27 protein-coding genes are annotated in these 24,714 nt (G+C 62.8%); 12 read left to right on the top strand and 15 right to left on the bottom strand.

Annotation, left to right across the window (positions count from 1 at the left end; translation table 11 throughout):
• Positions 1 to 60: 60 nt before the first annotated feature.
• The 8 genes from AC3WJM_RS02350 to AC3WJM_RS02315 all read left to right on the top strand — a co-directional run bounded on the left by AC3WJM_RS02350 (position 61) and on the right by AC3WJM_RS02315 (position 6,965).
• Positions 61 to 456, top strand: coding sequence for a TadE/TadG family type IV pilus assembly protein (locus AC3WJM_RS02350; protein ID WP_307052510.1), 396 nt, complete (start codon positions 61 to 63; stop codon positions 454 to 456).
• Positions 444 to 1,418: a TadE/TadG family type IV pilus assembly protein gene (locus AC3WJM_RS02345; protein WP_307052509.1), complete on the top strand. Its 975-nt coding sequence runs from the start codon at positions 444 to 446 to the stop codon at positions 1,416 to 1,418. Before AC3WJM_RS02350 ends, AC3WJM_RS02345 begins: the two co-directional genes overlap by 13 nt.
• 39 nt (positions 1,419 to 1,457) lie before the next feature.
• Entirely contained in the window at positions 1,458 to 2,225 is a 768-nt protein-coding gene (gene cpaB, locus AC3WJM_RS02340; RefSeq protein ID WP_307052508.1) for a Flp pilus assembly protein CpaB, read from the top strand.
• Positions 2,222 to 3,427 carry a CpaE/TadZ family protein gene (locus AC3WJM_RS02335; RefSeq protein WP_307052507.1) on the top strand — a complete coding sequence of 402 codons (1,206 nt, stop codon included), beginning with the start codon at positions 2,222 to 2,224 and terminating at the stop codon, positions 3,425 to 3,427. Before cpaB ends, AC3WJM_RS02335 begins: the two co-directional genes overlap by 4 nt.
• Before the next feature lie 149 nt (positions 3,428 to 3,576).
• Positions 3,577 to 4,905, top strand: coding sequence for a TadA family conjugal transfer-associated ATPase (locus AC3WJM_RS02330; protein ID WP_307052569.1), 1,329 nt, complete (start codon positions 3,577 to 3,579; stop codon positions 4,903 to 4,905).
• Positions 4,902 to 5,855, top strand: a complete 954-nt coding sequence (locus AC3WJM_RS02325) for a type II secretion system F family protein (RefSeq protein ID WP_307052506.1) — start codon at positions 4,902 to 4,904, stop codon at positions 5,853 to 5,855. The genes AC3WJM_RS02330 and AC3WJM_RS02325 overlap by 4 nt, the downstream gene beginning before the upstream one ends.
• Positions 5,856 to 5,867: 12 nt before the next feature.
• Positions 5,868 to 6,743: a type II secretion system F family protein gene (locus tag AC3WJM_RS02320; RefSeq protein WP_492271107.1), complete on the top strand. Its 876-nt coding sequence runs from the start codon at positions 5,868 to 5,870 to the stop codon at positions 6,741 to 6,743.
• Between the two features lie 30 nt (positions 6,744 to 6,773).
• On the top strand, positions 6,774 to 6,965 hold the full coding sequence (locus AC3WJM_RS02315) for a Flp family type IVb pilin (RefSeq protein WP_492271162.1): 192 nt from the start codon (positions 6,774 to 6,776) through the stop codon (positions 6,963 to 6,965).
• 174 nt (positions 6,966 to 7,139) lie between these two features.
• Here the strand turns inward: AC3WJM_RS02315 and AC3WJM_RS02310 are convergent, their stop codons facing one another.
• The 15 genes from AC3WJM_RS02310 to AC3WJM_RS02240 form a co-directional block, all read right to left on the bottom strand.
• Entirely contained in the window at positions 7,140 to 8,030 is an 891-nt protein-coding gene (locus AC3WJM_RS02310; protein ID WP_332602038.1) for a tRNA pseudouridine synthase A, read from the bottom strand.
• A gap of 32 nt (positions 8,031 to 8,062) precedes the next feature.
• Positions 8,063 to 8,623, bottom strand: coding sequence for a 50S ribosomal protein L17 (gene rplQ, locus AC3WJM_RS02305; RefSeq protein ID WP_306958962.1), 561 nt, complete (start codon positions 8,621 to 8,623; stop codon positions 8,063 to 8,065).
• 66 nt (positions 8,624 to 8,689) lie between these two features.
• Positions 8,690 to 9,700, bottom strand: coding sequence for a DNA-directed RNA polymerase subunit alpha (locus AC3WJM_RS02300; RefSeq protein WP_011692778.1), 1,011 nt, complete (start codon positions 9,698 to 9,700; stop codon positions 8,690 to 8,692).
• Between the two features lie 142 nt (positions 9,701 to 9,842).
• Positions 9,843 to 10,244, bottom strand: coding sequence for a 30S ribosomal protein S11 (gene rpsK, locus AC3WJM_RS02295; RefSeq protein ID WP_028265083.1), 402 nt, complete (start codon positions 10,242 to 10,244; stop codon positions 9,843 to 9,845).
• A 44-nt stretch (positions 10,245 to 10,288) separates the two neighbouring features.
• A complete protein-coding gene (rpsM, locus tag AC3WJM_RS02290; protein ID WP_011775569.1) occupies positions 10,289 to 10,666 on the bottom strand; it encodes a 30S ribosomal protein S13 in 378 nt (125 codons plus the stop codon).
• A 192-nt stretch (positions 10,667 to 10,858) separates the two neighbouring features.
• Positions 10,859 to 10,972, bottom strand: coding sequence for a 50S ribosomal protein L36 (rpmJ, locus tag AC3WJM_RS02285; RefSeq protein WP_011775570.1), 114 nt, complete (start codon positions 10,970 to 10,972; stop codon positions 10,859 to 10,861).
• 75 nt (positions 10,973 to 11,047) lie between these two features.
• Positions 11,048 to 11,269, bottom strand: a complete 222-nt coding sequence (gene infA, locus AC3WJM_RS02280; RefSeq protein ID WP_009358723.1) for a translation initiation factor IF-1 — start codon at positions 11,267 to 11,269, stop codon at positions 11,048 to 11,050.
• Between the two features lie 257 nt (positions 11,270 to 11,526).
• Complete coding sequence (locus tag AC3WJM_RS02275) at positions 11,527 to 12,474, bottom strand: P1 family peptidase (protein ID WP_307052502.1); 948 nt, start codon at positions 12,472 to 12,474, stop codon at positions 11,527 to 11,529.
• Positions 12,475 to 12,582: 108 nt separating this feature from the next.
• A complete protein-coding gene (locus tag AC3WJM_RS02270) occupies positions 12,583 to 13,623 on the bottom strand; it encodes a sugar phosphate isomerase/epimerase family protein (protein ID WP_492271106.1) in 1,041 nt (346 codons plus the stop codon).
• Between the two features lie 82 nt (positions 13,624 to 13,705).
• The gene (locus AC3WJM_RS02265; RefSeq protein WP_492259879.1) at positions 13,706 to 15,325 is read right to left on the bottom strand and encodes an ABC transporter substrate-binding protein; all 1,620 of its coding nucleotides are present in this window, start codon (positions 15,323 to 15,325) and stop codon (positions 13,706 to 13,708) included.
• Between the two features lies 1 nt (position 15,326).
• Positions 15,327 to 16,172 carry an ATP-binding cassette domain-containing protein gene (locus tag AC3WJM_RS02260; protein ID WP_492271105.1) on the bottom strand — a complete coding sequence of 282 codons (846 nt, stop codon included), beginning with the start codon at positions 16,170 to 16,172 and terminating at the stop codon, positions 15,327 to 15,329.
• On the bottom strand, positions 16,169 to 17,224 hold the full coding sequence (locus AC3WJM_RS02255) for an ABC transporter ATP-binding protein (protein ID WP_492259880.1): 1,056 nt from the start codon (positions 17,222 to 17,224) through the stop codon (positions 16,169 to 16,171). Before AC3WJM_RS02255 ends, AC3WJM_RS02260 begins: the two co-directional genes overlap by 4 nt.
• Positions 17,224 to 18,240 carry an ABC transporter permease gene (locus AC3WJM_RS02250; RefSeq protein WP_307052499.1) on the bottom strand — a complete coding sequence of 339 codons (1,017 nt, stop codon included), beginning with the start codon at positions 18,238 to 18,240 and terminating at the stop codon, positions 17,224 to 17,226. Before AC3WJM_RS02250 ends, AC3WJM_RS02255 begins: the two co-directional genes overlap by 1 nt.
• Positions 18,241 to 18,250: 10 nt before the next feature.
• A complete protein-coding gene (locus AC3WJM_RS02245; protein ID WP_307052498.1) occupies positions 18,251 to 19,051 on the bottom strand; it encodes an ABC transporter permease in 801 nt (266 codons plus the stop codon).
• Between the two features lie 83 nt (positions 19,052 to 19,134).
• Positions 19,135 to 20,244: a sugar phosphate isomerase/epimerase family protein gene (locus AC3WJM_RS02240; RefSeq protein WP_492271161.1), complete on the bottom strand. Its 1,110-nt coding sequence runs from the start codon at positions 20,242 to 20,244 to the stop codon at positions 19,135 to 19,137.
• Between the two features lie 114 nt (positions 20,245 to 20,358).
• Between AC3WJM_RS02240 and AC3WJM_RS02235 the strand changes: the two genes are divergently transcribed.
• The 4 genes from AC3WJM_RS02235 to AC3WJM_RS02220 all read left to right on the top strand — a co-directional run bounded on the left by AC3WJM_RS02235 (position 20,359) and on the right by AC3WJM_RS02220 (position 24,690).
• Complete coding sequence (locus AC3WJM_RS02235) at positions 20,359 to 21,057, top strand: FadR/GntR family transcriptional regulator (RefSeq protein ID WP_492271104.1); 699 nt, start codon at positions 20,359 to 20,361, stop codon at positions 21,055 to 21,057.
• Positions 21,058 to 21,093: 36 nt separating this feature from the next.
• Positions 21,094 to 22,554 (top strand): chlorohydrolase family protein, encoded by a 1,461-nt coding sequence (locus AC3WJM_RS02230; protein WP_492271103.1) that lies wholly within the window; start codon positions 21,094 to 21,096, stop codon positions 22,552 to 22,554.
• Between the two features lie 250 nt (positions 22,555 to 22,804).
• A complete protein-coding gene (locus tag AC3WJM_RS02225; RefSeq protein WP_306958971.1) occupies positions 22,805 to 23,755 on the top strand; it encodes a carbohydrate ABC transporter permease in 951 nt (316 codons plus the stop codon).
• On the top strand, positions 23,752 to 24,690 hold the full coding sequence (locus tag AC3WJM_RS02220; RefSeq protein WP_307052495.1) for a carbohydrate ABC transporter permease: 939 nt from the start codon (positions 23,752 to 23,754) through the stop codon (positions 24,688 to 24,690). Before AC3WJM_RS02225 ends, AC3WJM_RS02220 begins: the two co-directional genes overlap by 4 nt.
• The last annotated feature ends 24 nt before the right edge of the window (positions 24,691 to 24,714 follow it).

Here is a 24,714-nt window from a genome sequence, read left to right as displayed (position 1 = left end):
CCCCCCCACAACGCACCGTTTTTGCTGCGGACTTCAGCAGCACGTACCCAGGGGGATCCAATGAAACACAGGATCAAAACTTCCAGGAACAATGAGCGGGGCGCGGTGGCCGTCGAATTCGCACTTGTCGCGCCCATCCTCATTTCCCTGATCATTGCAATTGTCGAATTTTCGAATGCCTATAACATCCAGGTTTCCGTCACCCAAGCCTCGCGTGAAGCTGCGCGGACCATGGCAATCACCAACGACTCTAGCAAGGCAACCGCGGCCGGCAAGGCCGGAGCACCCTCGCTGGACACCTCCAAGCTGAGCTTCAGCTACTCGGGAGCCTGTGCGGCCGGCAGTCCCCCTCCCACCGTCACAGTGACCACCACTTACAGTGGCAAGTCCCTCACGGGATTCTTTGGCTCCAACGTCACTGTCACCGGCAAAGGGGCAATGCAATGCAACGGCTGAATCGGCGTCAAGAATTCGCCGACGGAGAGCGCGGCGCGGCGGGGGTGCTTGTTGCACTCATGATGCTGGTGCTCATCGGAGTAGGTGCGGTCGCGGTTGACGTCGGCCAAATCTACGCAGAACGCGCCCAGCTGCAAAACGGGGCGGATTCCGGAGCCCTCGCAGTCGCGAACAGCTGCGCCAAAGGTTCCTGCAACATTTCGTTGGCCGGCCCCCTGGCAAACTCCAACGCCAACGATGGCGCGAGCACTGTGAAGTCGGTGGATTTAAGCGTGCCGGGCAAGGTAACAGTCACAACATCCACCAAGGACGGCACAACCGGAGCCGGCTACCTAAGCAAGATGTTCGCCAACGCTCTCAACACCGGCCCAGTGACGGTCGGTGCCCAAGCCACTGCGACATGGGGCGGCCCTGGATCCGGCCCCGCGATCCTGCCGCTGGCCTTCGCTCCATGCCAATTCGACATCAATGGCGCTACGCAAACGATTCTCACCCACGGCAGCACTACCTGTGTGAGTGACAGTCCGTCCGGCCAAGTCATCCCGGCTGGTTTCGAATGGCTGATTCCCGAGACGGGCTCGTGCGCCGCAAAGGTCTATTCCGATGATCCTACAACGCCGGGAGTTGTCGATCCTTACGCGCAGAGCAAGACCGGTCTGAGCATGCCAAAAGAGTGCAAGACACTCATCAGCGGTTATCTGAATACGGTGGTTGCCTTCCCCGTTTTCACAGAAGCTTCGGCAGGCGGCGCTGGAGGCAAGTATTACATCAAAGGTTACGCAGCCTTCTATCTCACCGGATACAACTTCCCCGGTATGACCGGCGGAGATCAAACCGGTCTTGGAGGAAGCAACAACGGTGTCCGCGGGTACTTTGTCAGCTGGATTGCGGACCCCTCTGTGTACCAAGGAGGGGGATACACGCAAGGCGGGGCCAATCTTCCGCCGCAACTCATCCAATAAATCGCGCCCTTTGACGAGCGCATCTGGGAAGGAAGAAAAGTGAAAACACGCCTACTGGGAGGCATCGCTGCGCTTGTCGTGGCCATCATTGGAACAGTGATGCTCGTGTTCTACGTCCAGGGCGCCGACAAGCGCGCTCTGGCAAATACAGAAACGGAAGACGTCTACGTCATCCAAAAGGAAATTCCCGCTGGCACTCCGACGGCCGGTTTCGGGGATTCCGTCGTCAAAAAGTCCGTGCCAAAGTCAGCCATTGCGGCCGACAGCGTCACGAATCTCGGGGACCTCGGTTCCAAGGTTTCTTCGATCGAGTTCATGCCCGGTGAGCAATTGCTTGCGACCCGGATGGTCGATCCAACCAGCTTGGCCGGTCCGGGCCGCGTTGAAGTTCCTAACGGACTTCAGGAGGTCACCCTCAAGCTGCCGATCGAACGCGCTGTCGGCGGAACAGTGAAGGCCGGAGACACCGTCGGCGTGATGCTTTCCTTCAAAGCCGATGACAAATCCAGCTCCCCTGACCAGACAAACTTTACGTTCCACAAAGTCCTGGTCACCGCAGTGCAGGACGCCAGCGGAACGATTGCAGACAACTCAAGTTCCACCTCTCAGGCAAGCAGCGGTTCCCTGAACGCCAACAAGACCGCGGGCGCAGGGAGTGGCTACCTCGTCACGGTGGCCCGCTCCGCCGTCGACGTCCAGAAAATCGTGTACGCCGTTGAGTTCGGGACCATCTATCTGAGCAAGGAGCCATCAGGTGCCACTGCAAGCGCAACAGGTGTCATCGACCGGGGAAGTGTATTCAAATGAGCCGCTTCGTTCTCATCACCCCGGAACCTGACTTCGAACGGCGCGTCCGCTCGGCAACTGCTGGAATGAGCGGAAGCCTCCAGTGGTTCCAGGCCGACTACTTGCCTGCAGGGCCACGGGAGATCCTGGACCAGCTCCTTGGAGAACCGCCTGAAGTGCTGATCTTGGGCCCCGGCCTGGAAATCAATGACTCTCTCAAACATGCGTCCTTGCTGGATCTCCAGTTTCCGGAAATCAGTGTGGTGCTGGCCGCGGAACAGAACGAGTCATTGGTCCTCGCAGCAATGCGCTCCGGGGTGCGCGACCTCCTCTCCCCCGCAGCGGACTCGGACACCATCCGTGTGATGGTGGAGCGGGCAAGCCTCGCAGCCGCCGGTCGGAGAAGAGGTCTTGCCCCCAACGCCATAGAGACCCCCTCCCAGGTTTCAGGTGGGCGAATCATCGCCGTCATGTCGCCGAAGGGCGGCGTGGGCAAGACAACGGTGGCCACTAATCTGGCAGTGGGCCTGGGGACCTTGGCGCCGATGGGCGTGGTGATCGTAGACCTGGACCTACAGTTCGGCGATGTGGCGAGCGGATTGCTGTTGAATCCCGAGCACACCATCACGGACGCCGTGCTCGGTCCAGCCAGTCAGGATTCCATGGTGCTCAAGACATACTTGAGCGTCCATCCGGCGAGCATCTACGCGCTGTGCGCCCCGCGCAATCCCGTCGAAATGGATCGCATCACGGCTCAGCACGTCTCCAGGTTGATTGAACAGCTCCGCCATGAATTCCAATACGTCGTCATAGACACAGCCCCTGGGCTTGGTGAGCATGTGCTCGCCGCGCTTGAAAGTGCCACGGACGCCGTGTGGGTGTGCGGAATGGACATTCCGAGTATCCGGGGTTTGCGGACTGGCCTTAGCATTCTCGATGAACTGCAACTGCTGCCCCAGTACCGGCATGTCGTCCTGAACATGGCCGACCCCAAAAGCGGGCTAGTCCTCAAGGACGTGGAAGCAACCATAGGGGTTCCGGTGGATATTGCCATTCCCCGGTCACGGACCCTTCCTTTCTCCACGAACAAAGGCGTCCCGCTGCTGCAGGACGGAACAAGAGATGCCGCCATCAAGGGCCTACGCCAGCTGGTTAGCCGGTTTAAGCCCAATTGGGACGAGCGAGAACACAAGCAGATGCACAGAAGGGCGGTAGTCCGGTGAACCTCTCACGCAGACTCGAAAGTCGTCGGTTCAGCCCTGATTCAGACGCAGCACAAGACGCCGCGACAGTCCCCCCGGGAATGGCCACGCCAACAGCAGCAACACTCGGCCGTATCCAAGAAGCGAAAGCAGCCGAGTCCTCGAACACCATGGCGCACGCGGATGAAAACATGCCATCCACGATCCTGGCGAGCGAAGCACTCGGCGACCTTAAGGAGCGGGCAAGCAAGGCCCTGTTTGAGCGACTCGGGTCCAGGCTCTCCGACTCTTCCCTGGACGAGACAGAACTCCACCAGTACGTTCGCGATGAGCTGAAGGTTGTAGTCGACGAAGAGCAGGTGCCCCTGACGTCAGCCGAACGGCAGCGCCTCACGGCTGAGATCATCGACGACGTCCTCGGCCACGGCGCTATCCAGCGATTCCTGGACGATCCGGAAATTACGGAAGTCATGGTCAACCGCTACGACAGCATCTACGTCGAACGGTATGGCCGGCTTTACAAGACCGAGGCCAAGTTCTCCTCCGACGAGGCTTTGCGGCGGATTATTGAACGCATTGTGTCCAGGGTCGGGCGGCGAATTGACGAGTCGTCTCCGTTGGTCGACGCACGGCTCCCCGACGGCTCCCGCGTGAATGCCATTATTCCCCCCCTCGCGGTGAATGGGCCTTCACTGACGATACGAAAGTTTGGCCGTGAAGCACTCACGGTGAACAAACTCATCGAGTTTGGCAGCTTGTCTCCGGAAATGGCGGAGCTCCTGAGGGCTTGTGTCCTGGCTCGAATGAATATCATCGTGTCCGGCGGTACCGGCACTGGGAAGACAACCCTGTTGAACGTCCTCTCGTCGTTCATTCCCGTAGAAGACCGGATCGTCACCATTGAGGACGCCGTCGAATTGCAACTCCAACAGGAGCACGTGGTACGCCTCGAGAGCAGACCGGCCAACATTGAGGGACGCGGTGAGGTCACGATTCGGGATCTCGTGCGCAATTCACTCCGCATGCGTCCGGACCGCATTGTAGTGGGCGAGGTCCGCGGAGGAGAGTCCCTCGACATGCTTCAGGCCATGAACACGGGCCACGACGGTTCCATTTCCACGGTCCACGCCAACTCCCCGCGGGATGCGGTCGCGCGCCTCGAGACTCTGGTTCTGATGGCTGGCATGGATCTTCCCCTCAGGGCCATCCGGGAACAAGTGGCTTCCGCCGTGAACCTAATAGTGCACATTAGCCGCTTGCGAGATGGAACACGCCGAGTCACGCACATCACGGAAGTCCAAGGCATGGAAGGCGACATCGTAACCCTCCAGGACGCCTTCGTCTTTGATTACTCAGCCGGTGTCGATGCAAATGGTCGCTTCCTTGGTAAGCCGATGCCGACGGGAGTCCGGCCTCGCTTCACCGATCGTTTTGCGGAACTGGGGATTCCGATCTCTCCTGCGGTGTTTGGAGCCCCGATGGTGGGAGGCTTGCGATGAGCGAGTCGGGAGTCCAATCCATGATGCTGGCGGCCGGGTTGGGCTTGGTCTATCTTGCTTTGCTTCTGCTCGTGTTGGTGGTTCTCAAGTCACGGAGGACCCTTGATGCCGAAAGGCGCCGTCCCGATTTGCCGATCCACACGTCTGCTCTGACGCGGCTTACCGACGGCGCCAGGGGTGCCATCCAAACACGCATTCATTCGCGCTCTGGTGGATACCTTTCTCAGGCGAGACTGGATGCCGCAGGATTGAAGAAACAACCAGCCGACTACGTGCTGATTGCTGGAATCGTAGTGGTTCTCGCCAGCACCGTCGGCTTCCTGCTGGGTGGTCTCGTCTTCACAATCCTGATGTGCCTCATCGCTGTGCTTGCCCTAGTGGCGTTTCTGGGTGTGCTGACGGCCCGGCGTTCGGCGAAATTCGACGAACAGGTGCCCGATGCGCTCCAGATGTTGAGCGGTGGAATGCGGGCGGGGCACAGTCTCTTAAGGGCAGTCGATGCCACCGCCCAAGAGAGCGAAGCACCTATGGCCGAGGAGATGAGCAGGATCGTCAACGAAACTCGGATCGGACGCGATCTCGGAGAGTCCCTCAGCGATGTCGCCATAAGGACGAAAAGCGAGGACTTCGGTTGGATAGCCCAAGCGATCGAAATCCACCGAGAAGTCGGCGGGGACTTGGCCGAGGTCTTGGACCACGTTGGCGAAACCATCCGAGACCGGAACCAAATCCGCCGGCAGGTCAGGGCGCTGAGTGCCGAAGGGCGAATGTCCGCGCTGGTCCTCCTCGCGCTACCCGTTGTCATGTTCATCGCGCTCCTGTTCATCAACCCGAGCTACGCCCACACCTTCACATCTACTGTGCCTGGTTATCTCATGCTTGCCGCTGCCGCGGTCATGCTCAGCGTGGGCGCATGGTGGTTGAGCCGGCTCATCAAGCCGAAATACTAGGAGGGAACCATCGTGCAAATCTTCCCATATTCAGCCATGTTGGCCATTGTGGCCCCTGTGTCTTGGATGGTCTGGCTCGCCTTCACCGGGGACCGGGTAGGGACACGCAACATTCGGACGAATCTCGGTGTCCGCACGCCCACTGCGCCACAATCCACCAACCTTAGCGATCGCTTGACGGCCATTTCACGGCAACTTGTACCAGGAGGCTATATCGCCTGGCTCGACAAGCAACTGGCGGGGGCTGGTCGTCCCAAGGACTGGCCATTGGGCCGGATCTTGATGATCAAACCGCTGTTGGCACTCAGTGGTGGCGTCCTCGGGGTGCTGTTGTTCCTCGGCGACCCCTCGGCCGGGAGGTTTCTCCTTGGTATCGCAGTAATCGCGTTGGCCTATTTCGTCCCGGACCTTCTCATTCGTTCGAATGCGCAGAAACGGCGCGAGGCAATTCGATTGGAGTTGCCAAACTCACTCGACCAGATGCTAATCTCCGTCCAGGCAGGTCTAGGTTTTGAAGCCGCCATGGCCCGTGCGGCGGAAAGCGGCAAGGGACCGTTGGCAGATGAGTTCATCAGGACCCTACAGGACATTCAGGTGGGACGAAGCCGCAGGGACGCATATCTCGACATGTCCCAGCGCGTAGATGTTCCCGACGTCCGCAGTTTCATTAGGGCGGTTGTCCAAGCCGACGCCTACGGTATTGCCATCGCCAAAGTCCTCAAGGCCCAGGCCCAGGAAATGCGAACCAAGCGCCGTCAGCGGGCCGAGGAGTACGCCATGAAGATCCCGGTGAAGATCCTCTTTCCTCTGATCTTCTGCATCTTTCCTACGCTCTTCATCATCCTGCTGGGGCCAGCCGTCATGAACATCATCGCTGCGTTCTCCTAACGTCACACTAAAGAACAGACGGTGATCGATATGAAAAGAAGGTTCAAGCAGCTAATCAGGATCTCGGCTGGAGAACAGGGAGCAACGGCCACAGAGTATTCAGTTTTGGTGGGCTTCATTGCGATGGTCATCGTAGCCGGAGTCGGACTGTTCGGGACTGCCCTGAACGGTTACTTCGGCACACTGGCCACAGGAGTGAAGACCGCTCTGGGACTGCCCTAGGAACAACTACTCCCACGACCAGCGCATCTGGGGCGCTATTGACCGACCACCCGCGAACCCAGAACCGTGGGCGGTCATCGCAGGCCCCCTCCACGGTACCCAGAACCGGGAGGGGGCCGTCCAACGTCCAAGCCCCGGTCAACGGCCGGCCGTCCGGGGTGGACGCCCCCAAACCTACTCCCGCCGTGCCCGCGTCAGCTCGGCCCGTGCAAACAGTTCGTCGTCAGAGGGATAGGCCACTTCCTCAAGCACCAAGGGGTGCGGCGCGGCAAGCACGGACTTGGCGTCCCTGACCCCCGCAAGCAAACGCTCGTGCAGCCACTCCGGACTTTCCAGGCCCTCCCCCACACGCAATGCGGATCCCACCAGCGCACGCACCATGTTGTGGCAAAACGCGTCGGCCTGGACATTGGCGAGCAGTACGCCGTCGTTGCCGCGGACGAACTCTAGCCGCTGCAGTTCGCGGATAGTGGTGGCTCCCTCACGGGGCTTGCAGTAGGCGCGGAAATCCTGGAGCCCGAGCAGCGTCGCGGCCCCCGCGTTCATCGCGGCCTCGTCCAACTCCGCCTTGTGCCAGAGGGTGAGCCTGCGCAAGACAGGATCCCAGCGTTCCGGCCCATCGGCGATCCGGTAGCTGTAGCGACGCCACAACGCTGAGAAGCGGGCGTCAAAACCGTCCGGCGCCAATCCGACGTCGTGCACTTCAATGGCGCCGGTTTCATCCTGAAGGACCCGGCTCAAGGCGCCGCGAAGCCTCCGCAACAACGCGGCAGCGGGGTCGATCTCGTGTCCCCTCGGCAGCCCGTCCCACTCGGCCTCGGACAGGTCAATGTGCGCCACTTGTCCCCGGGCGTGGACACCGGCGTCGGTCCGCCCCGCCACGGTGACCCGGACAGGGCGCCGGACGATCAGCGCCAACCCCTCCTCCAGCGATCCCTGCACGGTCCGGAGACCGGGCTGGAGCGCCCACCCGTTGAAAGGGCCGCCGTCGTACGAAAGATCCATCCGGACACGCAAAAACCCGCCGCCCCCCAAAACGGGGGCAGCGGGTTTTCGTTCGTTCATAGACTTAAGTCTACTGTGAAGAATTCAGTGAATTACTTCTTTTCCTCAGCGGCCGGAGCCTCTTCGGTTTCAGCAGCTTCAGCTTCAGGAGCCTCGGCTTCGGTCTCTGCGGCTTCGGTCTCAACGACCTCTTCCTCAGCAACCGGAGCGGCTTCTTCGGCGGCCGGAGCAGCCTTCTCAGCGTCCTTCTTGGCAGCAGCAGTTGCCTCGGCAACTACAGCCTGCTTCGGGGAAACCGGCTCAAGAACCAGCTCGATGACAGCCATGGGAGCGTTGTCGCCCTTGCGGTTGCCGATCTTGGTGATACGGGTGTAGCCACCATCGCGGTTGGCAACGGCGCCGGCGATGTCGGTGAACAGCTCGTGGACGATGCCCTTGTCGCTGATCAGGCCGAGTACGCGACGGCGGGAGGACAGGTCGCCGCGCTTGGCGAAGGTCACGAGGCGCTCTGCGTACGGCTTCAGGCGCTTGGCCTTGGTGACCGTAGTGGTGATGCGCTTGTGCTCGAACAGCGATGCTGCCAGGTTCGCGAGCATCAGGCGCTCGTGAGCCGGACCGCCTCCGAGGCGCGGACCCTTAGTGGGGGTAGGCATAGTAATTTCTCCTGTAATGAAGGCCGTCCGGGTCCGAACGTGGACTCGGTGGCCAAGATCTGCTTGTTAGAGCTCGTCGTCGCTGAACGCGGCGTCGTCCTCTTCGATGGCTGCGGCGCGGGCTGCAAGATCGAAACCGGGAGGGGAATCCTTGAGGGACAGACCCAGTTCAACCAGCTTTGCCTTGACCTCATCGATGGACTTCGCACCGAAGTTACGAATGTCCATCAGGTCAGCCTCGGAGCGGGCAACGAGTTCACCCACGGTGTGGATGCCCTCACGCTTGAGGCAGTTGTAGGAACGGACGGTGAGGTCCAGATCCTCGATCGGCAGTGCCATGTCGGCTGCCAGGGCAGCGTCCGTCGGCGACGGGCCAATCTCGATACCTTCAGCTGCGGTGTTCAGCTCACGTGCAAGACCGAACAGTTCCACCAGGGTGGTGCCTGCCGAAGCAACGGCGTCGCGCGGGGCGATAGCCTGCTTGGTCTCGACGTCGACAATCAGCTTGTCGAAGTCAGTGCGCTGCTCAACACGGGTAGCTTCCACGCGGAAGGTAACCTTCAAGACCGGCGAGTAGATCGAGTCGACCGGAATACGGCCGATCTCGGAGTCGCCGGACTTGTTCTGAGCTGCCGAAACGTAGCCGCGGCCGCGTTCGATGGTCAGTTCGAGTTCGAACTTGCCCTTCGAGTTCAGCGTGGCAATGTGCAGATCCGGGTTGTGGAATTCGACGCCGGCCGGCGGAGCGATGTCCGCGGCCGTGACGACTCCGGGGCCCTGCTTGCGCAGGTATGCAACAACCGGCTCATCGTGCTCGGAGGACACGGAGAGGTTCTTGATGTTCAGGATGATCTCAGTGACATCTTCCTTGACACCCGGAACCGTGGTGAACTCGTGCAGCACGCCATCGATCCGGATGCTGGTTACAGCAGCACCGGGGATGGAGGAGAGCAGGGTACGGCGGAGGGAGTTTCCGAGGGTGTAACCGAAGCCCGGTTCCAGCGGTTCAATGATGAAACGCGAGCGGTTCTCGGAGACTACTTCTTCAGACAGAGTGGGGCGCTGTGCAATAAGCACTTAGGTTTCCTTTCGGCGAGCATCCGCTATATGACGCAACACAGGTGGTGGAAATCGGCTTGGTTCCGGCTTTGCCGGCCGGGCGCCACGGAACAGTCAGGCTGTTCCGTGGCGGACCCGGCCGGCAAGGCCAAGAATCCAATTAGACGCGGCGGCGCTTCGGCGGGCGGCAACCGTTGTGGGCGCTGGGGGTGACGTCCTGGATGGAGCCAACCTCGAGGCCAGCGGCCTGCAGCGAACGGATTGCGGTCTCGCGTCCGGATCCCGGTCCCTTGACGAACACGTCAACCTTGCGCAGACCGTGCTCCTGGGCGCGCTTTGCAGCAGCCTCGGCAGCCATCTGGGCGGCGAACGGGGTGGACTTGCGGGAGCCCTTGAATCCAACCTCACCGGCGGAAGCCCAGGAGATTACAGCACCGTTCGGGTCCGTGATGGACACGATGGTGTTGTTAAAGGTGCTCTTGATGTGCGCCTGGCCAAGCGCGATATTCTTCTTGTCCTTCTTACGCGGCTTGCGAACCGCGCCACGAGTCTTCGGGGGCATTATTTCTCCTACAGAAAGTTATCGGGGGAAAGTCGGCGCTATTTCTAGCGGCCGGCTTTCTTCTTGCCGGCGACGGTACGCTTCGGGCCCTTGCGGGTACGAGCGTTGGTCTTCGTACGCTGACCGCGTACGGGCAGGCCCTTGCGGTGACGCAGGCCTTCATAGCTGCCGATTTCAACCTTGCGGCGGATATCTGCTGCTACTTCGCGGCGAAGGTCACCCTCAACCTTGTAGTTGCCTTCAATGTAGTCACGCAGCTGAACCAGTTCGGCGTCAGTCAGGTCCTTGACGCGAACGTCAGCGCTGATGCCGGTGGCAGCCAGGGTTTCGTGTGCACGGGTCTTGCCCACGCCGTAGATGTAAGTAAGCGCAATTTCCAACCGCTTTTCGCGGGGAATGTCTACGCCAGCGAGACGAGCCATAGTGGCAGTACTCCTTGAATAAACCGGAGGTCGTAGGCAGTACACCCGCACTTTCAGTGCGGCCCCAGCCTCCGACCGGGGGTTAGCTGTCCGGGCTCCATACGTCCCAATTCAGCTTGTGCTGCCTTTATTTACTTGCGTGGGTTAGCAACCCAGGTTTGCCCTCGCGGGCGCTAGTTCCCTTGCGGGGAATTAGCCCTGGCGCTGCTTGTGGCGCGGGTTCTCGCAGATCACCATGACCCGGCCATTACGGCGGATCACTTTGCACTTGTCGCAGATCTGCTTAACGCTCGGCTTGACCTTCATGGCGTTCCTTTGCGTGTTGCAGTTGGTCGGCTGGAGCGGCAACTACCCGGGTTTCCCAAGGCTGCCGCCCAGCAATTACTTGTAGCGGTAGACGATGCGACCACGTGTGAGGTCGTAAGGGCTTAGCTCCACCACTACGCGGTCCTCAGGGAGAATCCTGATGTAGTGCTGTCGCATCTTCCCCGAGATATGTGCAAGAACGATGTGCTTGTTGGTGAGCTCAACGCGAAACATCGCATTGGGCAGCGCCTCAGTCACAACGCCCTCGATCTCAATGACCCCGTCCTTCTTGGCCATATCCTCCGCTAACTGTTGTTTGCCGCAGCCCTCCGGTTAGGCACCGGAAAATCTGCGGACGTTTTTTGTTTGTTTGACCGTCCGGCCCCTGCCACTCCACGAAGCAGGACTCGCGACCTGTTAAATGGGCGTGGCTGTGCAGACAACCAACAGACAACTCTACGCCAAGACGGCGCGAAAGTTAAATCCGCCCATGCTAGCGCAGACACCGGCACGGTGTCACGCTTCCCCTGGCCGCGGGACCCCCTTGGATCCCGCTAAACCGCGCCGTAGGCAGGGTAGGTGCCTGCCGCCGTCGTGATGGATTCCGCGGCCGCGACACCGTTGAGGACAGCCAGGCGGACGGCGTCGGCCGCCGCGCTTTGCAGGGTGATGAGCGAAACTTGCCGCGCTTGTTCCGAACTGCGGTCAAGCACGACGGCGCCGGTCGCCAGCGCGAACACGGTGTCGCCGTCGGCGAGGGTATGGGAAGGACTCAACGCCCGGGCGAGGCCGGCGTGTGCGGCACTTGCGGTGCGCTTGCATTCTGCCGGGTCGAGGACGGCGTTGGTGGCGACGACGACGAGCGTGGTGTTCAGTGCCGGGGGCCTCGGTTCGGAGGTGCCGGCTTCCGCCTGCGGGGACGATATGCCGAAAGGCATCCCGAGCGCGTTGACCACTGCGAGCGCACCCACCACCACGCCGCTGTCCAGGGTGATGGACGAGGTGCCCACTCCCCCTTTGAACGCGCCGCGGCCGATCACGGCACCGGTGCCGGCACCGACGTTTCCGCGCCCGACGTCGGCGTGCTCGCTTGAAGCCGCAGCCGCGCCTGCCGCTTCGTATCCCATGGCTTCGTCGGGGCGGGCGGCGAAGTCACCGCCGCGACCCAGGTCGAAGATCGCGGCGGCCGGAACGATCGGTACCACTCCCCCCGGCACTGCGAAGCCGCGTCTTTGTTCTTCGCACCATCGCTGGGCACCGTGGGCCGTGACCAAACCGAAGGCGCTCCCGCCGGTGAGCACGACCGCGTCGACCGTGGGCACCAGGGTGGTGGGATCGAGGGCGTCCGTCTCGTGCGTGCCCGGCCCGCCGCCGCGCACATCCACGGAACCCACAGTCCCGGGCGGCGGAAGGACAACGGTCACCCCGCTGAGCCAGCCGTCGCCGATCCGCTGGACATGTCCCACCCGGATTCCCGGCACATCAGTGATCTTGGAAGTCATGGGCCTATTCTGCTCCTCCCCACCCAACTGACTGGCAGTTAATGTCATTCTGAAGCGTCTAAACGACAACAACTGCGAGGCAGTTGGGTGGGGACAGCGCAGTCGTGCCTACACCGCCGCACCGATCCGGGACAGCGCGTCCCTCAGGGATTTCGCCGAGACGTCGATGAAGTGCGCACCGTCGTAAGTTGCCGCGCGCAAGTCGCTGATCCGCGGCGCCTCGCCCCTTTCCGTCCGTTCCGCGTACTCGGCAGCCATGCCCCGGATGCTGGCCACCTCGTCCTGATCAAGGTCAGGGTGCATGGCAATCCATTCAGGATCGTCGAGGCCGATCGGCAAGTGCAGGGTGGGACCTGCGTTCTCGATCGAGAGCGGCAGGTCCGGGTTCTCGGCGTGCAGGATGCCGAGCACCGCGTCCCAATCGATCGAGCCCTGGCCGATCGGCGCGAAGACCCTGCCAAAGACGCCGTCCTGTTCACCGAGGACAAAATCCCGCAAGTGCGTGGCCCGGGTGTACGGTGCAACGCGACGCGCAGCAGCCACAGGGTCTTCCCCTCGCACCACCACGTTGGCGGTGTCGAAGGTGACCCCGAGGACCTCCGGCCCCACGGCTTCCACCAGGCGGACGATTTCATAGCTCGTGATCTCTTCGTGTGTCTCGATGTTCATGTGCACGCCGTGGTCCCGGGCCACCGGGGCAAGGAGCCGCAGGAACTTCTCGATCGCCACAAGCTGGTCGGCCCACGGTGCGTCGGTCCGGAAGCGGTCGAAAACGTAGTAGCCCGGCATGCCGCGCTGGTAGTTGGCACACGCCACCCACAAGTCCGTCACGCCTGCGGCCTCGTGCGCGGCCTCGATCATCTTGATCATGCCGCGCGTGTAGTCGCCATCGCCGAGCCTGCGGACGTTCGGAGCTTCAGCCGTCGCGTACGGGTTGACCTTGGCGAGGCCCATTTGGAGGTAGAGGTTGAGTGAATCCGCGCAGTCCCGGACCTCTGAGAGCAAGCCGCGGTCCAGGGTTGGGGAGACGTCCATGACGCTGCGGAAATACACCCCTTCCATCCCCATGCCGTGCGCCCGCTCGAGGATACGGATCGCCGAGTCGTCCGCTTCGTGGGGGATTTTGCTTCCATCGACACCAATTCGCATTTCGCGTCCTTAGCTAGTTCTTCGTGTTGTCTTGTCCGCCGCGGTGCTCTCCGGAGCCCGGCGGTATCCAGGGAGGCCGCCCCTAGCGTCCCCAGTTGTAGAAAGTGGTTGACGAGGCGTAGTCGAAGGCCTTCACCGAGTGGGCCAGGACTGCCGTGAATTGCGCACGGTAGAGGATGATGGTGGGCGAGCTGGCCCGCCACGCGTCCACCAGCGCGTTGATGTACGGCTGCTGCGCCTGCAGATCCGGGGCGTTGTCCAGCTTCTTCATGAGGTCCGGCGTCCCTGGGATGCAGATGTGCTGGTTGTTGAAGCTGCTGCCACAAGTCATCTTCTTGCGGAGTTCGTAGGCAGCCACCGCGCCAGCGCTCTCGAACAGCAGCGCAGACTGGTATTTGCCCGTGTTGAACTTCGTGGCGAAGGCCGTGGGCGTCTGCGAATCGATGTTGACCGTGACGCCTATGTCCTCCCACGAGGCTTTCAGGATCGTCGCAAGCGTGGAGACCCCAGGCGATGTCGGGTTGATCATGAGGTCGATCTGGGGGTTCACCAGCCCGGACTCCTTGACCAAGGCCCGTGCCCGGTCCTTGTCGAGGGGGCGGGCGGCCGAGCGTTGCGGGTCGAATCCTGGTGTTCCTGGAACGAAGGGGCCATAGTAGCTGTCCGCGTATCCGTAAGCCACACTGGCCTTGATCTGCTCATAGGGCACCGCGTACGTCAGCGCTTCGCGCAATTTCGGATTCGAGGTCACGCCGGAGGAATTGTCGAAGGACACCGTGACCGGGGCAAAAGCGGGGGCCGCGGTGACCGTGCAGCAGTCGTTCTGGCTTAGTTCGTGAACCACGTATGGTGGCAGCCCCAGGGTCACATCCGCCTCGCCCCGGCGTGCCTGCAGCATCAGGGTGGGGATCGAGGTGATGAAGTTGACGCGGACCACGGGTTCCTTGGCGGCTTGGCCGTAATAGTTGGGATTGCGCTTGAGCACCGCGTAGTTGTTGGCCACGTACTCGTCCAGGACATAGGGGCCGCTGCTGCTGGCGGTATGCGCGGCCAACCACTGATTGGGCACGCCCTTCTTGTCCTCGCCGTGGTCCTTGATGACTTTCGGGTCATAGATCGATCCGCGGCTCTGCGCCAACGTCACGAGGATTGCGGGGTAGGCACGTGACAGTTCGAGCCGGACAGTCTGGGCGTCCACTACGACGACGCTGCTGATCAGGGGCGGGTCCGTCAGGCCGATTTGCAGGCCGAGGGATCCGCAGCCACCGATGGTGAGGTTCCGCATGATCGAGTACCGGACGGCCTCGGCATCCAAAGGGTTGCCGTTGGCGAACTTGGCTCCCGGATGCAAGGAGAAGGTGTAGGCCTTCCCGTCGGGGGAAACCGTCCAGGACGTGGCCAAGTCCCCTTTGACGCGGGCAGGGTCCGTGTTGGCCACGAGCGTTCCGTCGGGCTGTTGATCCTCGTCGAGCTTGACGAGCCGGGCGTAAAAGTTGCTGGCGAAGCTGTTCTCATTGCCGGCGCACACGAATGCAGGATCAATGTTGGTCAGCGTCGTGGCCCAATTCACGGTGAAGGGCCGGCTGCTCGGGGCCGACGAAGCAGCCGGGCTGGCACAGCCCGCCAGGGCGAGCAGGCCCGCGGCGGCGAGGAACGCCGTCGTCCTCTTCGTCAGGGTACGCAGGGAGGGCAAGGTCCTCATTTCACTTTCCTTCCACGGCTACGGCCGTACCGGCCGCCGCAAGGGCCTTGGCCCGACGGCGAGCGCCCGGGACCGCGTCCAGCAGCGCACGGGTATAGAGGTGGGTGGTGTTGTCGAAAACGTCCTCCGAGGTTCCGGCTTCCACGATCTGTCCCGAGTTCATGACGGCGATGTGATGGCTCATGAGCCGCGCCACCGCCAAGTCATGGACGATGAACAAGTAGGTCAACCCCAGCTCGTCCTGGAGATCGCTCAGGAGATTGAGGACCTGGGCCTGGATCGAGACGTCCAGCGCGCTCACCGGCTCGTCCAGGACTACGAGGTCCGGATTGAGGACCAGTGCCCGTGCAATCGCAATCCGCTGGCGTTGACCGCCGGAAAACGCGAACGGATAGCGCTGTGCCTGCTTAAGGGTGATCCCGACGCGGTCAAGCACTTCCTCGACCCGGCGCGAGCGCTCCGCCGAGTCCGAGACCCCGTGGATGACCAGCGGCTCTTCCACGAGGTCGGCAACCGTGAAGCGCGGGTCGAGTGATCCGTTGGGATCCTGGAACACCATCTGGATGCGTTTGCGCATCCGCCGCATCTCCGGCTTCGACAAGGAGGTGAGGTCCACGCCGTCGAACTCGATCAGTCCACTGTCCACCGCGGTCAGGCCCATGACGCACGCAGCCGTGGTGGACTTGCCGCTGCCCGATTCCCCCACGAGCCCCAGTGTTTCTCCGCGTCGTAGTTCGAAGGAGACATCCCGCAGGATCTGGGTCCTGTTCCTGGAACCGACACCCCTGCCGTAGGACTTGTTGAGGTTCGCCACCCGCAAGAGCGGGGCTGTGGCTGCGTTGCTCATGCTGCGTCTCCTGGGGTATCGCTCGCGAAGTGGCAGCGGACGACGGCGCCGCCCGCCAAGGTGCGCGCCTCGGGCCGTTCCGTTGCGCACCGTAGTTCGTCCCGGCCGATCGGGCATCGGGACACAAACGGGCATCCGGGCTCATCGACCGAAAGGTCCGGGGGCGAGCCGGGGATGGCCGGCAACGCGCCACGCTTGGCCGTGGCGGGGTCGATGACGCAGTCCAGCAACGCTTTCGAGTACGGGTGGGCCGGCGTGCCGAAAAGTGACCGGGTGCTGCTCGATTCGACGAACCGTCCCGCGTACATGACGTTGACGCTGTCGCAGAGTTCTTCCACGATCCCCAGGTTGTGGGTGATCATCACCAACGCGTTGCCGCGTTCGTCGCAGATCTTGGCCAGGAGGTCGAGGACTTGCGCCTGCGTGGTGACGTCCAAGGCCGTCGTCGGTTCGTCGGCGATGACCACGGCCGGATCGTTGGCGATGGCCATGGCGATGAGCACGCGCTGCCTCATCCCCCCGGAGTACTGGTGGGGGTAGTCGGCGATCCTCCGTTCCGGATCGTTGACGCCCACCTCGGCGAGGAGTTCGCAGGCCATCCGCCGGGCCACCTTGACTGAGACGTCCTGGTGCACCCGGATGGTTTCCACGAACTGGGTTCCGATGGTCTTGAGGGGATCCAGGGCAGCCATCGGGTCCTGGAATACCAGGCCGATGTCCCGCCCCCGGATCTTGGATATCCCGGCGTCGTCAAGGCCCACGAGCTCTGTCCCGTGGAGCTTGACGCTGCCGCCCACAATGCGGCCCGGTGGCGGAACGAGCCCTACGAGGGACATGGCGAGGGCGGATTTCCCGGAACCCGATTCGCCGACGATCGCCAATCGCTGCCGTTTGTAGAGGTCGAAGGACACGTCCCGCACCGCGTGGACGGTTCCCGAGGAAGTGTCGAAATTGGTTGTTAGTCCTTTGACGCTCAGGACGGGCGCCTGGCCCGGGATCCCGTCGCTGGCAATGCTTCGGGAAGGAAAGGGAAGTGCGTTGGTGTGCGACATTAGCGGGCTCCTACTCGGGTGCGGGGATCTGCCGCGGTCATGACGAGGTCCGAGACGAGGCTGACTACCACGTAGAGGATGGCGGCCAAAAGGAGTACTGCCTGGACCACGGCAAAGTCCTTCTGGATGATGGCGTCGGCGGTCATGGACCCGATTCCCGGCCATCCGAAAACTTTCTCGACCAGCAGGCTTCCAGCCAGGAGATCGGCGAACAACAGCGAAGCAGCCGGTAACAGTGCCAACAGCCCGTGCGGGGCCACGTGGCGCGAGTAGACCGGGAACCTGCGGAGGCCATGGCTCTGGGCGACTGTGACGAAGGTTTCCCGCAGCGTGCCGCGGAGCTGGTTCCGGTACAGCCGGCTGAGGAAGGCGAACGGACCCAAGGCGATAATCGTTGCGGGCAGGATCAGGTGCCAGCTCGCATTGGCGAAAGTCCCCCACTGTCCCGCAAGCAGGGCGTCCACCGTAAACATGCCGGTGACGTTCGGCGGACGGAGCATCCCGGGTGACAGCCGGCCTTCAGGACCCGGGAATATCCCGAGCTGGATCGAGAGAACCAGCAAGGCAAGCAGGGCGATCCAGAAGGGTGGCGATCCCATGGCCAGGGAGGAAGCGATGCGAAGAAACCGGTCCGGCCAGCGGCGTCGTGAGTAGACAGCGATGCTCGCGGCGAGGACCGCCGCCACAATGGCAATGACTACTGACAGCAGCCCCAGTTCGATCGTCGCCGGCAGCCGTTGGGCAAGGAGGCTACCGACGCTGTTGCCGGTGCTGTACGAAAAGCCGAAGTCACCGCGGAGGAGCGAGCCCATGTAGTTCCCGTACTGGACGAAGAGGTTGTCATCCAGTCCCATGGACTTCCGCAGCGCCGCGATGGCGTCGTCGGTGGCCGCATCGCCGGCAATGGCCCGGGCCGGGTCACCGGGAACCTTGCGGAGGAGGATGAAGGCGAAGATCGAAGCCCCGAAGACCGTGGCCAGTGCTATGCCGAGCCGTTTGAAAATGGTGCTAATCATCGAAAAAGCCTCATTTCGCCTGGATGAATTCGCCGCGTGGATCCAGGACTTCCCGGGCCCTGTCCGCGATCATGGTGGTCAGGCTGACGGCAAGGAGCAGGCCCAGGCCGGGGAAACCCGCGATCCACCATTGACCCGTCAGGAAGAATTGCTGGCCATCGGTGATCATTTCTCCCCATTCGGCCGTCGGAGGTTGAGCGCCGAGGCCCAGGTAACCGAGGGCAGCCAGGGAGAGCACCGACGCACCGAAGACGGCGGCCATCTGCAGGATCATGATCGGGACCAGGTGCGGGAAAACGTGGCGGAACAGCACGCGGGCGGGGTGTGCTCCGAGTGCGACCGTGGAGCGAACGAAGTCCTGGCCGTACAAGCGCATCACCTCCCCGCGAAGCGTCCGCATGTACCAGGGGAACGAGTGCAGCGAAAGCCCGATGACCACCGCCGTGACTCCCGGCTGCAGTGCCATCGCGATCGCCATCGCCAGAAGGATGGCAGGGAAGCAGAGGATGGAGTTGGTCAGCCAGGTAAAGAGCGTGTCTACCCAGCCGCGCATCGATCCCGCCAAAAGGGCAGCGATACACCCGGCGACCGCGCCGATCAGTGCAATGGTCAGACCGGCCAGGATCGACGTCCGCCCACCCGCCAGGACCCGGGCCAACACGTCCCGCCCGGTGTCGTCCGTGCCCATAGGGTGTCCCAGGCTTGGAGACTGCAGGACGGCGCCGAGGTTGATGGCATCGGGTTGCACGCGCCAGACCAAGGGGCCAATCAAGGTGGCCACAATGAGGGCGGCCAGGAACGACAAGGTCATGGTCAATGCCCTGTCCCGACGAAGGAAGCTCCTGAAGGGTCTCCTTCTGACCGGGACAACGATCTGTGGGGCGGCAATGGCTGTCATGAGAGTCCTTCCTCTCCGGAAAGGATCGTGGCCGGCTTCTTCACGCCGGCACCCATTGATGTGAGGATCGTCCGCACAGTGGCGGCACTGTGGAGCAGTTGACGACGGCGCTCGGCGGGGGCGGGCTCGTCGTCCCAGTCGGCGAGCGCCGGGATACGCCCGCGCGCCACGCCGTCGTGCGTTGCAACACCGAGCCGGGCCAACTGGCCCAGCCCCGCGGCGTCGAGGTGTGGTTCGTGGGTGAACCACGAACGGTCGAAAACCGGAGCGTCGAACTTTCCCCGGTGCTGTTCCAGGGTGAAGTCGCGCACCCCGGCGCGGAGAAGGTGGCCGAGTATCGCTTCCCAGTCGAAAACTCCTTCGCCCACCGCCCGCAGGCGACGTCGGTACCCGTGCGGCAGCGGGAACAGGACCGCGTCCTCCAAATGCGTCATCCGGACCTGGGGCCCGAGCGCCCGGGCCGCATCGACAGGATCCTCTCCACGAACCACCAGGTTGGCCACATCGAATCCGATTCCGAAGACTGCGGGGTCCAAGGACTGGACCAGCGCATGCACTTCAGGTGAAGCCAGGTCTTCATGGGTCTTGACGTTGATGTGGACCCTGGCGTCACGTGCTGTGGACGCAAGCGTCTCGAGGTTCGCCCGGATGAGCCGGAGCTGGGCAGGGTGGTCGAGGAACCTGCCTTGTTCCGAGGCACCTTCGCGAACTGACCGGGTGTAAACAAAGAACTCAGTGACGCCTAGTTCCAGGCCGCGAACCAGGGTCCTGTTCAGTCCGGCCCGAACCGTGGCGGGATCATCGAACGGCCCTGCGCAGCCCAAGCCCAGCTGGAGTTCGACGCCGGCATGCCGGGCTTCCTCTGCAACCTCGTGCAGTTCGCCGGCCTTGTTCGGTAGGCCGGGCGCTTCGCTCGAAAGTTCCGCAGAGATGCTGTTGAGCACCACCAGGGTGAAGCCGTCGTCCAAGGCGGCCCGAAGCGATTCCACCAGTGGCCGGTCTTCGTGGCCCGGGTAGCGGGTGAACTGGACTCCCAGCCGCGTCTCCGGCAGCTCGCCGGCGCCGAGGGCCCGTGAATCAGGTAGCACGTGTGTGATCTGGGTCATGTTTGCCAAGATACACTCGTAAGACGTCTTACGAAAGGGTGGATTTTTCGAGCCCCATATGAGACGCTTCGTTGACGGAAGTGGATCGGCGAATTGCCTAGCAAGGAGGGCACCATGACGGTGAGTGGCCGGCGCAGCGTCGTCGACGATGCGATCGATGACATCCGCCTGCGGATCCGGGAGGGCGAATGGGGCCTCGGAGACCGTATTCCGCCAGAGCCGGAGCTCGGAAAGGCCTTGGGCCTCAGCCGGGCACCCCTCCGGGAAGCCCTCCGCGCGTTGGTACACGCGGGACTCCTCGTGACACGGCAAGGTGACGGAACCTTTGTCGCCGCCGTGGACGAGCAAGAAGTCGCCCTCCGCAAAGGCCTCCAGGGAGCGGACCGGCTCGAAGCCATCGAAGTCCGCCGCAGCCTTGACATTCCTGCCGCCGCCCTCGCCGCACAGCGTCGTGACCAAGAGGACTTGGACAAGCTCCAGGACGCGCTCGATCGACGCCGCGCCGCCGCGGAAGCCCACGACGAGGACGGATTCCGGCTGGCAGACATCGACTTCCACCGGGCCGTGGTGGGCGCCGCGCACAACCAGCTCCTGGCTGGCATCTATGGTTCCCTCGCGGAGAGCATCGACGGTTCGTGGACATCGCCCGAGGGCCTGAACCGTGCTGCCCACGCCGAGCACGATAGCCATGACGAGCTTTTTGACGCCATCCGCGACCGCTCCACACAGGACGCCATGCTGGTGGCCGGAGCGATCCTGGACAACCAGGCTTCGGATTTGGAAGGCAAGCCCGTCGGCTCCACCGGGTCCTAGGATCTCCGAACCTCGACAACACCATCAAGGAGAGCCGTGATCACGCGCATCAAGGCCGCCTTCATCATTGGCTATGCCGACGGCGACCACTGCATCCTGCCCGACGCGGAGCTGGTCCACGAGGACGGAACCATTGTTTTCGTGGGCCGGGACTACCTCGGGAAAGTGGACATTGACATCGACGCCGGGGAGGCGATCGTGTCCCCCGGATTCATTGACTTGAACGCCCTCGCAGATATCGACCACGCCCTTTTCGATTCCTGGCCGGATCCCGGCCGGCGGCTCGGCCTCGTCTGGTCCGAGTCCTACCTGGGGGACCACGGAGCCGTGTTCACCCGCGAGCAGGCACGGTTCCGACGCGAGTTCGCCCTGTCCCAATTGGTCCGCAACGGCATCACCACGCTCATGCCCATTGCGTCCGAGAGCTACCACGAATGGTGCGAGGACTATGAGGACCTTGCCGACACGGCCGCCGCTGTGGAGGACCTCGGCGTCCGGGCCTACCTGGGGCCGAGCTACCGTACGGCAGTCCCCTATACGGACGGCAAGCGGGTGATGCTCCATGAGGACGAACGGCGCGGCCTCGACGGCCTCGACCAAGCCGTTCGCTTCGCCCAGGACTACGAAGGGCGGGCCCATGGTTTGATCCGGGCGGCATTGCTACCGGCCCGGATCGAAACGCAGACCGAACAGACCCTCCGCCTCACCCGGCAAGCCGCCGATGAGCTCAAGGTCCCCGTGCGCCTGCACGCCGCCCAGGGGCTCTTCGAGGTCGAGACGATGATCGCCCGCACGGGACGGCGTCCACTCCCTTACCTGGCCGATCTCGGTTTCCTCGCGGAACGCACCTACATCCCCCACGCCTGGGCCATCCCCGGGCACCCGCACATGCCTGCCTCCGCAGGCACCGGGGACGATCTGGCGCTGCTCGCCGGGTCCGGAACGTCGGTCCTGCTCTGCCCCATCCCCATGGCACATTACGGCGGGATGCTCGACAACTATGACTCCTACCGCGACCGCGGGGTGCGGATCGTACTGGGCACCGACTCAGCCCCGCCCAACATGATCCGGGCCATGGACCTGGCGATGGGGATGACCAAGACCCTCACCGGGGACCGCTCAAGCGCCCAGGCCGCAGACCTGTTCCGCTCGGCCACCCTGGACCCCGCCGAGTCCCTCGGCCGTTCCGATCTGGGCCGGCTGGCACCTGGAGCGCAGGCCGACTACTTCGTCCTGGACCTGAGCAGCAGCCATATTGGTCCGTACGCCGACCCCATCCGCACACTCATCATGAACTCGGACGGACGGGACATCACGCGGGTAGTGGTGGCCGGCCGCACCATTGTGGACCGGGGCGAAATCGTCACCGTGGACACCAGCGACTACCGGGAACGTGCCCAGGCATTCCTGAACCAGTACATTGCCTCGCTGAGCGACTCGGATTACGCCCGCCGCCCCATCCACGAGCTCCTTCCGCCGAGCTTTCCCCTGCGCTGAACCCGCGCAGCGCGCAGGACCTTCGGCGGCCTGGGAACAAACGGTAGTCGTGCCTCGAATGTAAACACGGCCCCATCCGCCACGAAACATCGAGTGAACGAGCGCAGAAGGCTTGTCCAACAATCCCGCGAACGCCCCCTTTTGTGACTTGACAGGTGTTTGCGTGTGGTGAGGTAAAAACTAGCCGCCCCCTTGACCCACCAGTCCGAGTCCGGCGCGCCCCGATATCTGCGAACCGTTAGAGACCCCCATGACAACACAACTGACTGGCAGCCCCGCGGCCACCGCGCAGGCTGTCCCGGCCCCTCAGCGCCGGGGACGCTGGTCCGGCCGAACCCGACGCGACTTCTTCGTATTCCTGGCACTGGCATTGCCGAACTTGGCGCTGATCGCGGTGTTCACGTATCTGCCCCTCATCAACAACATGTATTACTCGACCCTTGACTGGACCCTGGGCTCCACCTCGGCCACCGTCGTTGGCCTCGACAACTACGTCACCTTCTTCACCAGCTCCGACGCCCCGCAAGTACTCGGCACCACGCTCATCTTCACCGTGGTCACCGTCGGTGGCTCCATGGTGCTGGGCCTCTTGGTGGCCCTGGCCTTGAACGCGAAGGTCCGCGGCACCACATTTGCGCGCTCTGCCGTCTTCGCCCCCTACGTCCTCAGTGGAGTGGGCGTCGGCCTCGTATGGCTGTTCATCTTCGATCCCGGATACGGCGTGCTGTCCTGGCTGCTCCGCGGCATCGGCCAGCAAAGTCCCCAGTGGATCAACGATCCGCAACTCTCCCTCGCGATGGTCATCATCGTCTACGTCTGGAAGAACCTGGGCTACTGCGCGGTCGTGTACCTCGCCGGGCTCCAATCGCTCCCGAAGGACGTCATGGAGGCCGCTTCCCTGGACGGAGCCAACGGGTTCCGCCGCTTCATGAGCATTTCCGTTCCCCTGCTCTCGCCCACCACGTTCTTCCTGCTCATCACCACGATGATCAGCTCACTTCAGGCCTTCGACCTGATCCGCATCATGACGCCGCTGGGCAACGGCACCAGCACCCTGATCTACGAGGCCTATCTGCAGGCCTTTGGCGCCTACAACCGAGCCGGCTACTCCGCCGCCATTTCAGTGGTGCTGTTCGCCATCCTGCTCATCATCACCGTGCTCCAGTTGCGGTTCGTCGAACGGAAGGTGCACTACTCATGAGCACGCTCTCCCCCGTCAGCCCCAACCCCGCGAGCGGCGTCGGGACCCTTAAAGCTCCCGACGGCGGTCCGGACCTGCCGGCGCAGCGCGACAAGCCGTTCTCCCGCGCGAACCTCATCCAGACGCTGGCAGGCGGCTACATCCCGCTGATCGTGGCCACCCTCGTGGTAGTCCTGCCGCTGTTGTGGATGCTGCTGAGTTCCTTCAAGCAGCCCGGCGAGATCGTCACCACGGATCTCAAGATCCTCCCGCAGGGCCTGAACCTGGAGAACTACCACACGGCCATGACCACTGTGCCGTTCGCACAGTTCTTCCTGAACAGCCTGATCGTCACCACGGTCGGCTCCACGGTCAAGGTGATCCTGGCGATCCTGACGGCCTACGCCCTGGTTTTTGTCCGTTTCCCGTTCAAGAACGTCATCTTCGTCGTGATCCTCGTGGCCCTGATGGTGCCGCCGCAGGTGTCGATCCTCCCCAACTACATCCTGATCGCAGGGATCGGCGGGAAGAACACCCTGTGGGGAATCATTCTCCCGGGACTCGGCACGGCCTTCGGAACCTTCCTCCTTCGCCAGCATTTCAAGACCCTTCCGGGGTCCATCCTCGAAGCGGCGGAAATCGACGGTGCGGGCCATTGGCGCAGGCTCTGGCAAGTGGTTGTCCCCGTTTCGCTCCCCTCGATCGCCACCGTTGCCCTCGTCACCGTCGTCAGCGAATGGAACGACTACATCTGGCCCCTGATCATCACGGACCGCCCGGAAACCATGACCCTCCCGGTCGGCCTGACTCTCCTTCAAAACTCCGAGGGAAACGGCGCAGGCTGGGGGATCTTGATGGCAGGAGCTGTCCTGGTGATCATTCCCATCCTCCTGGTCTTCGCAGCGTTGCAACGCTACATCGTTGCCGGGCTCACCCAGGGCAGCGTCACCGGCTAACAGCACAGCACGTCCACACAACCC

The organism is Arthrobacter sp. FW306-1B-G06A (genome assembly GCF_058781765.1).
This window is presented reverse-complemented; position numbering and strand designations above follow the sequence as displayed.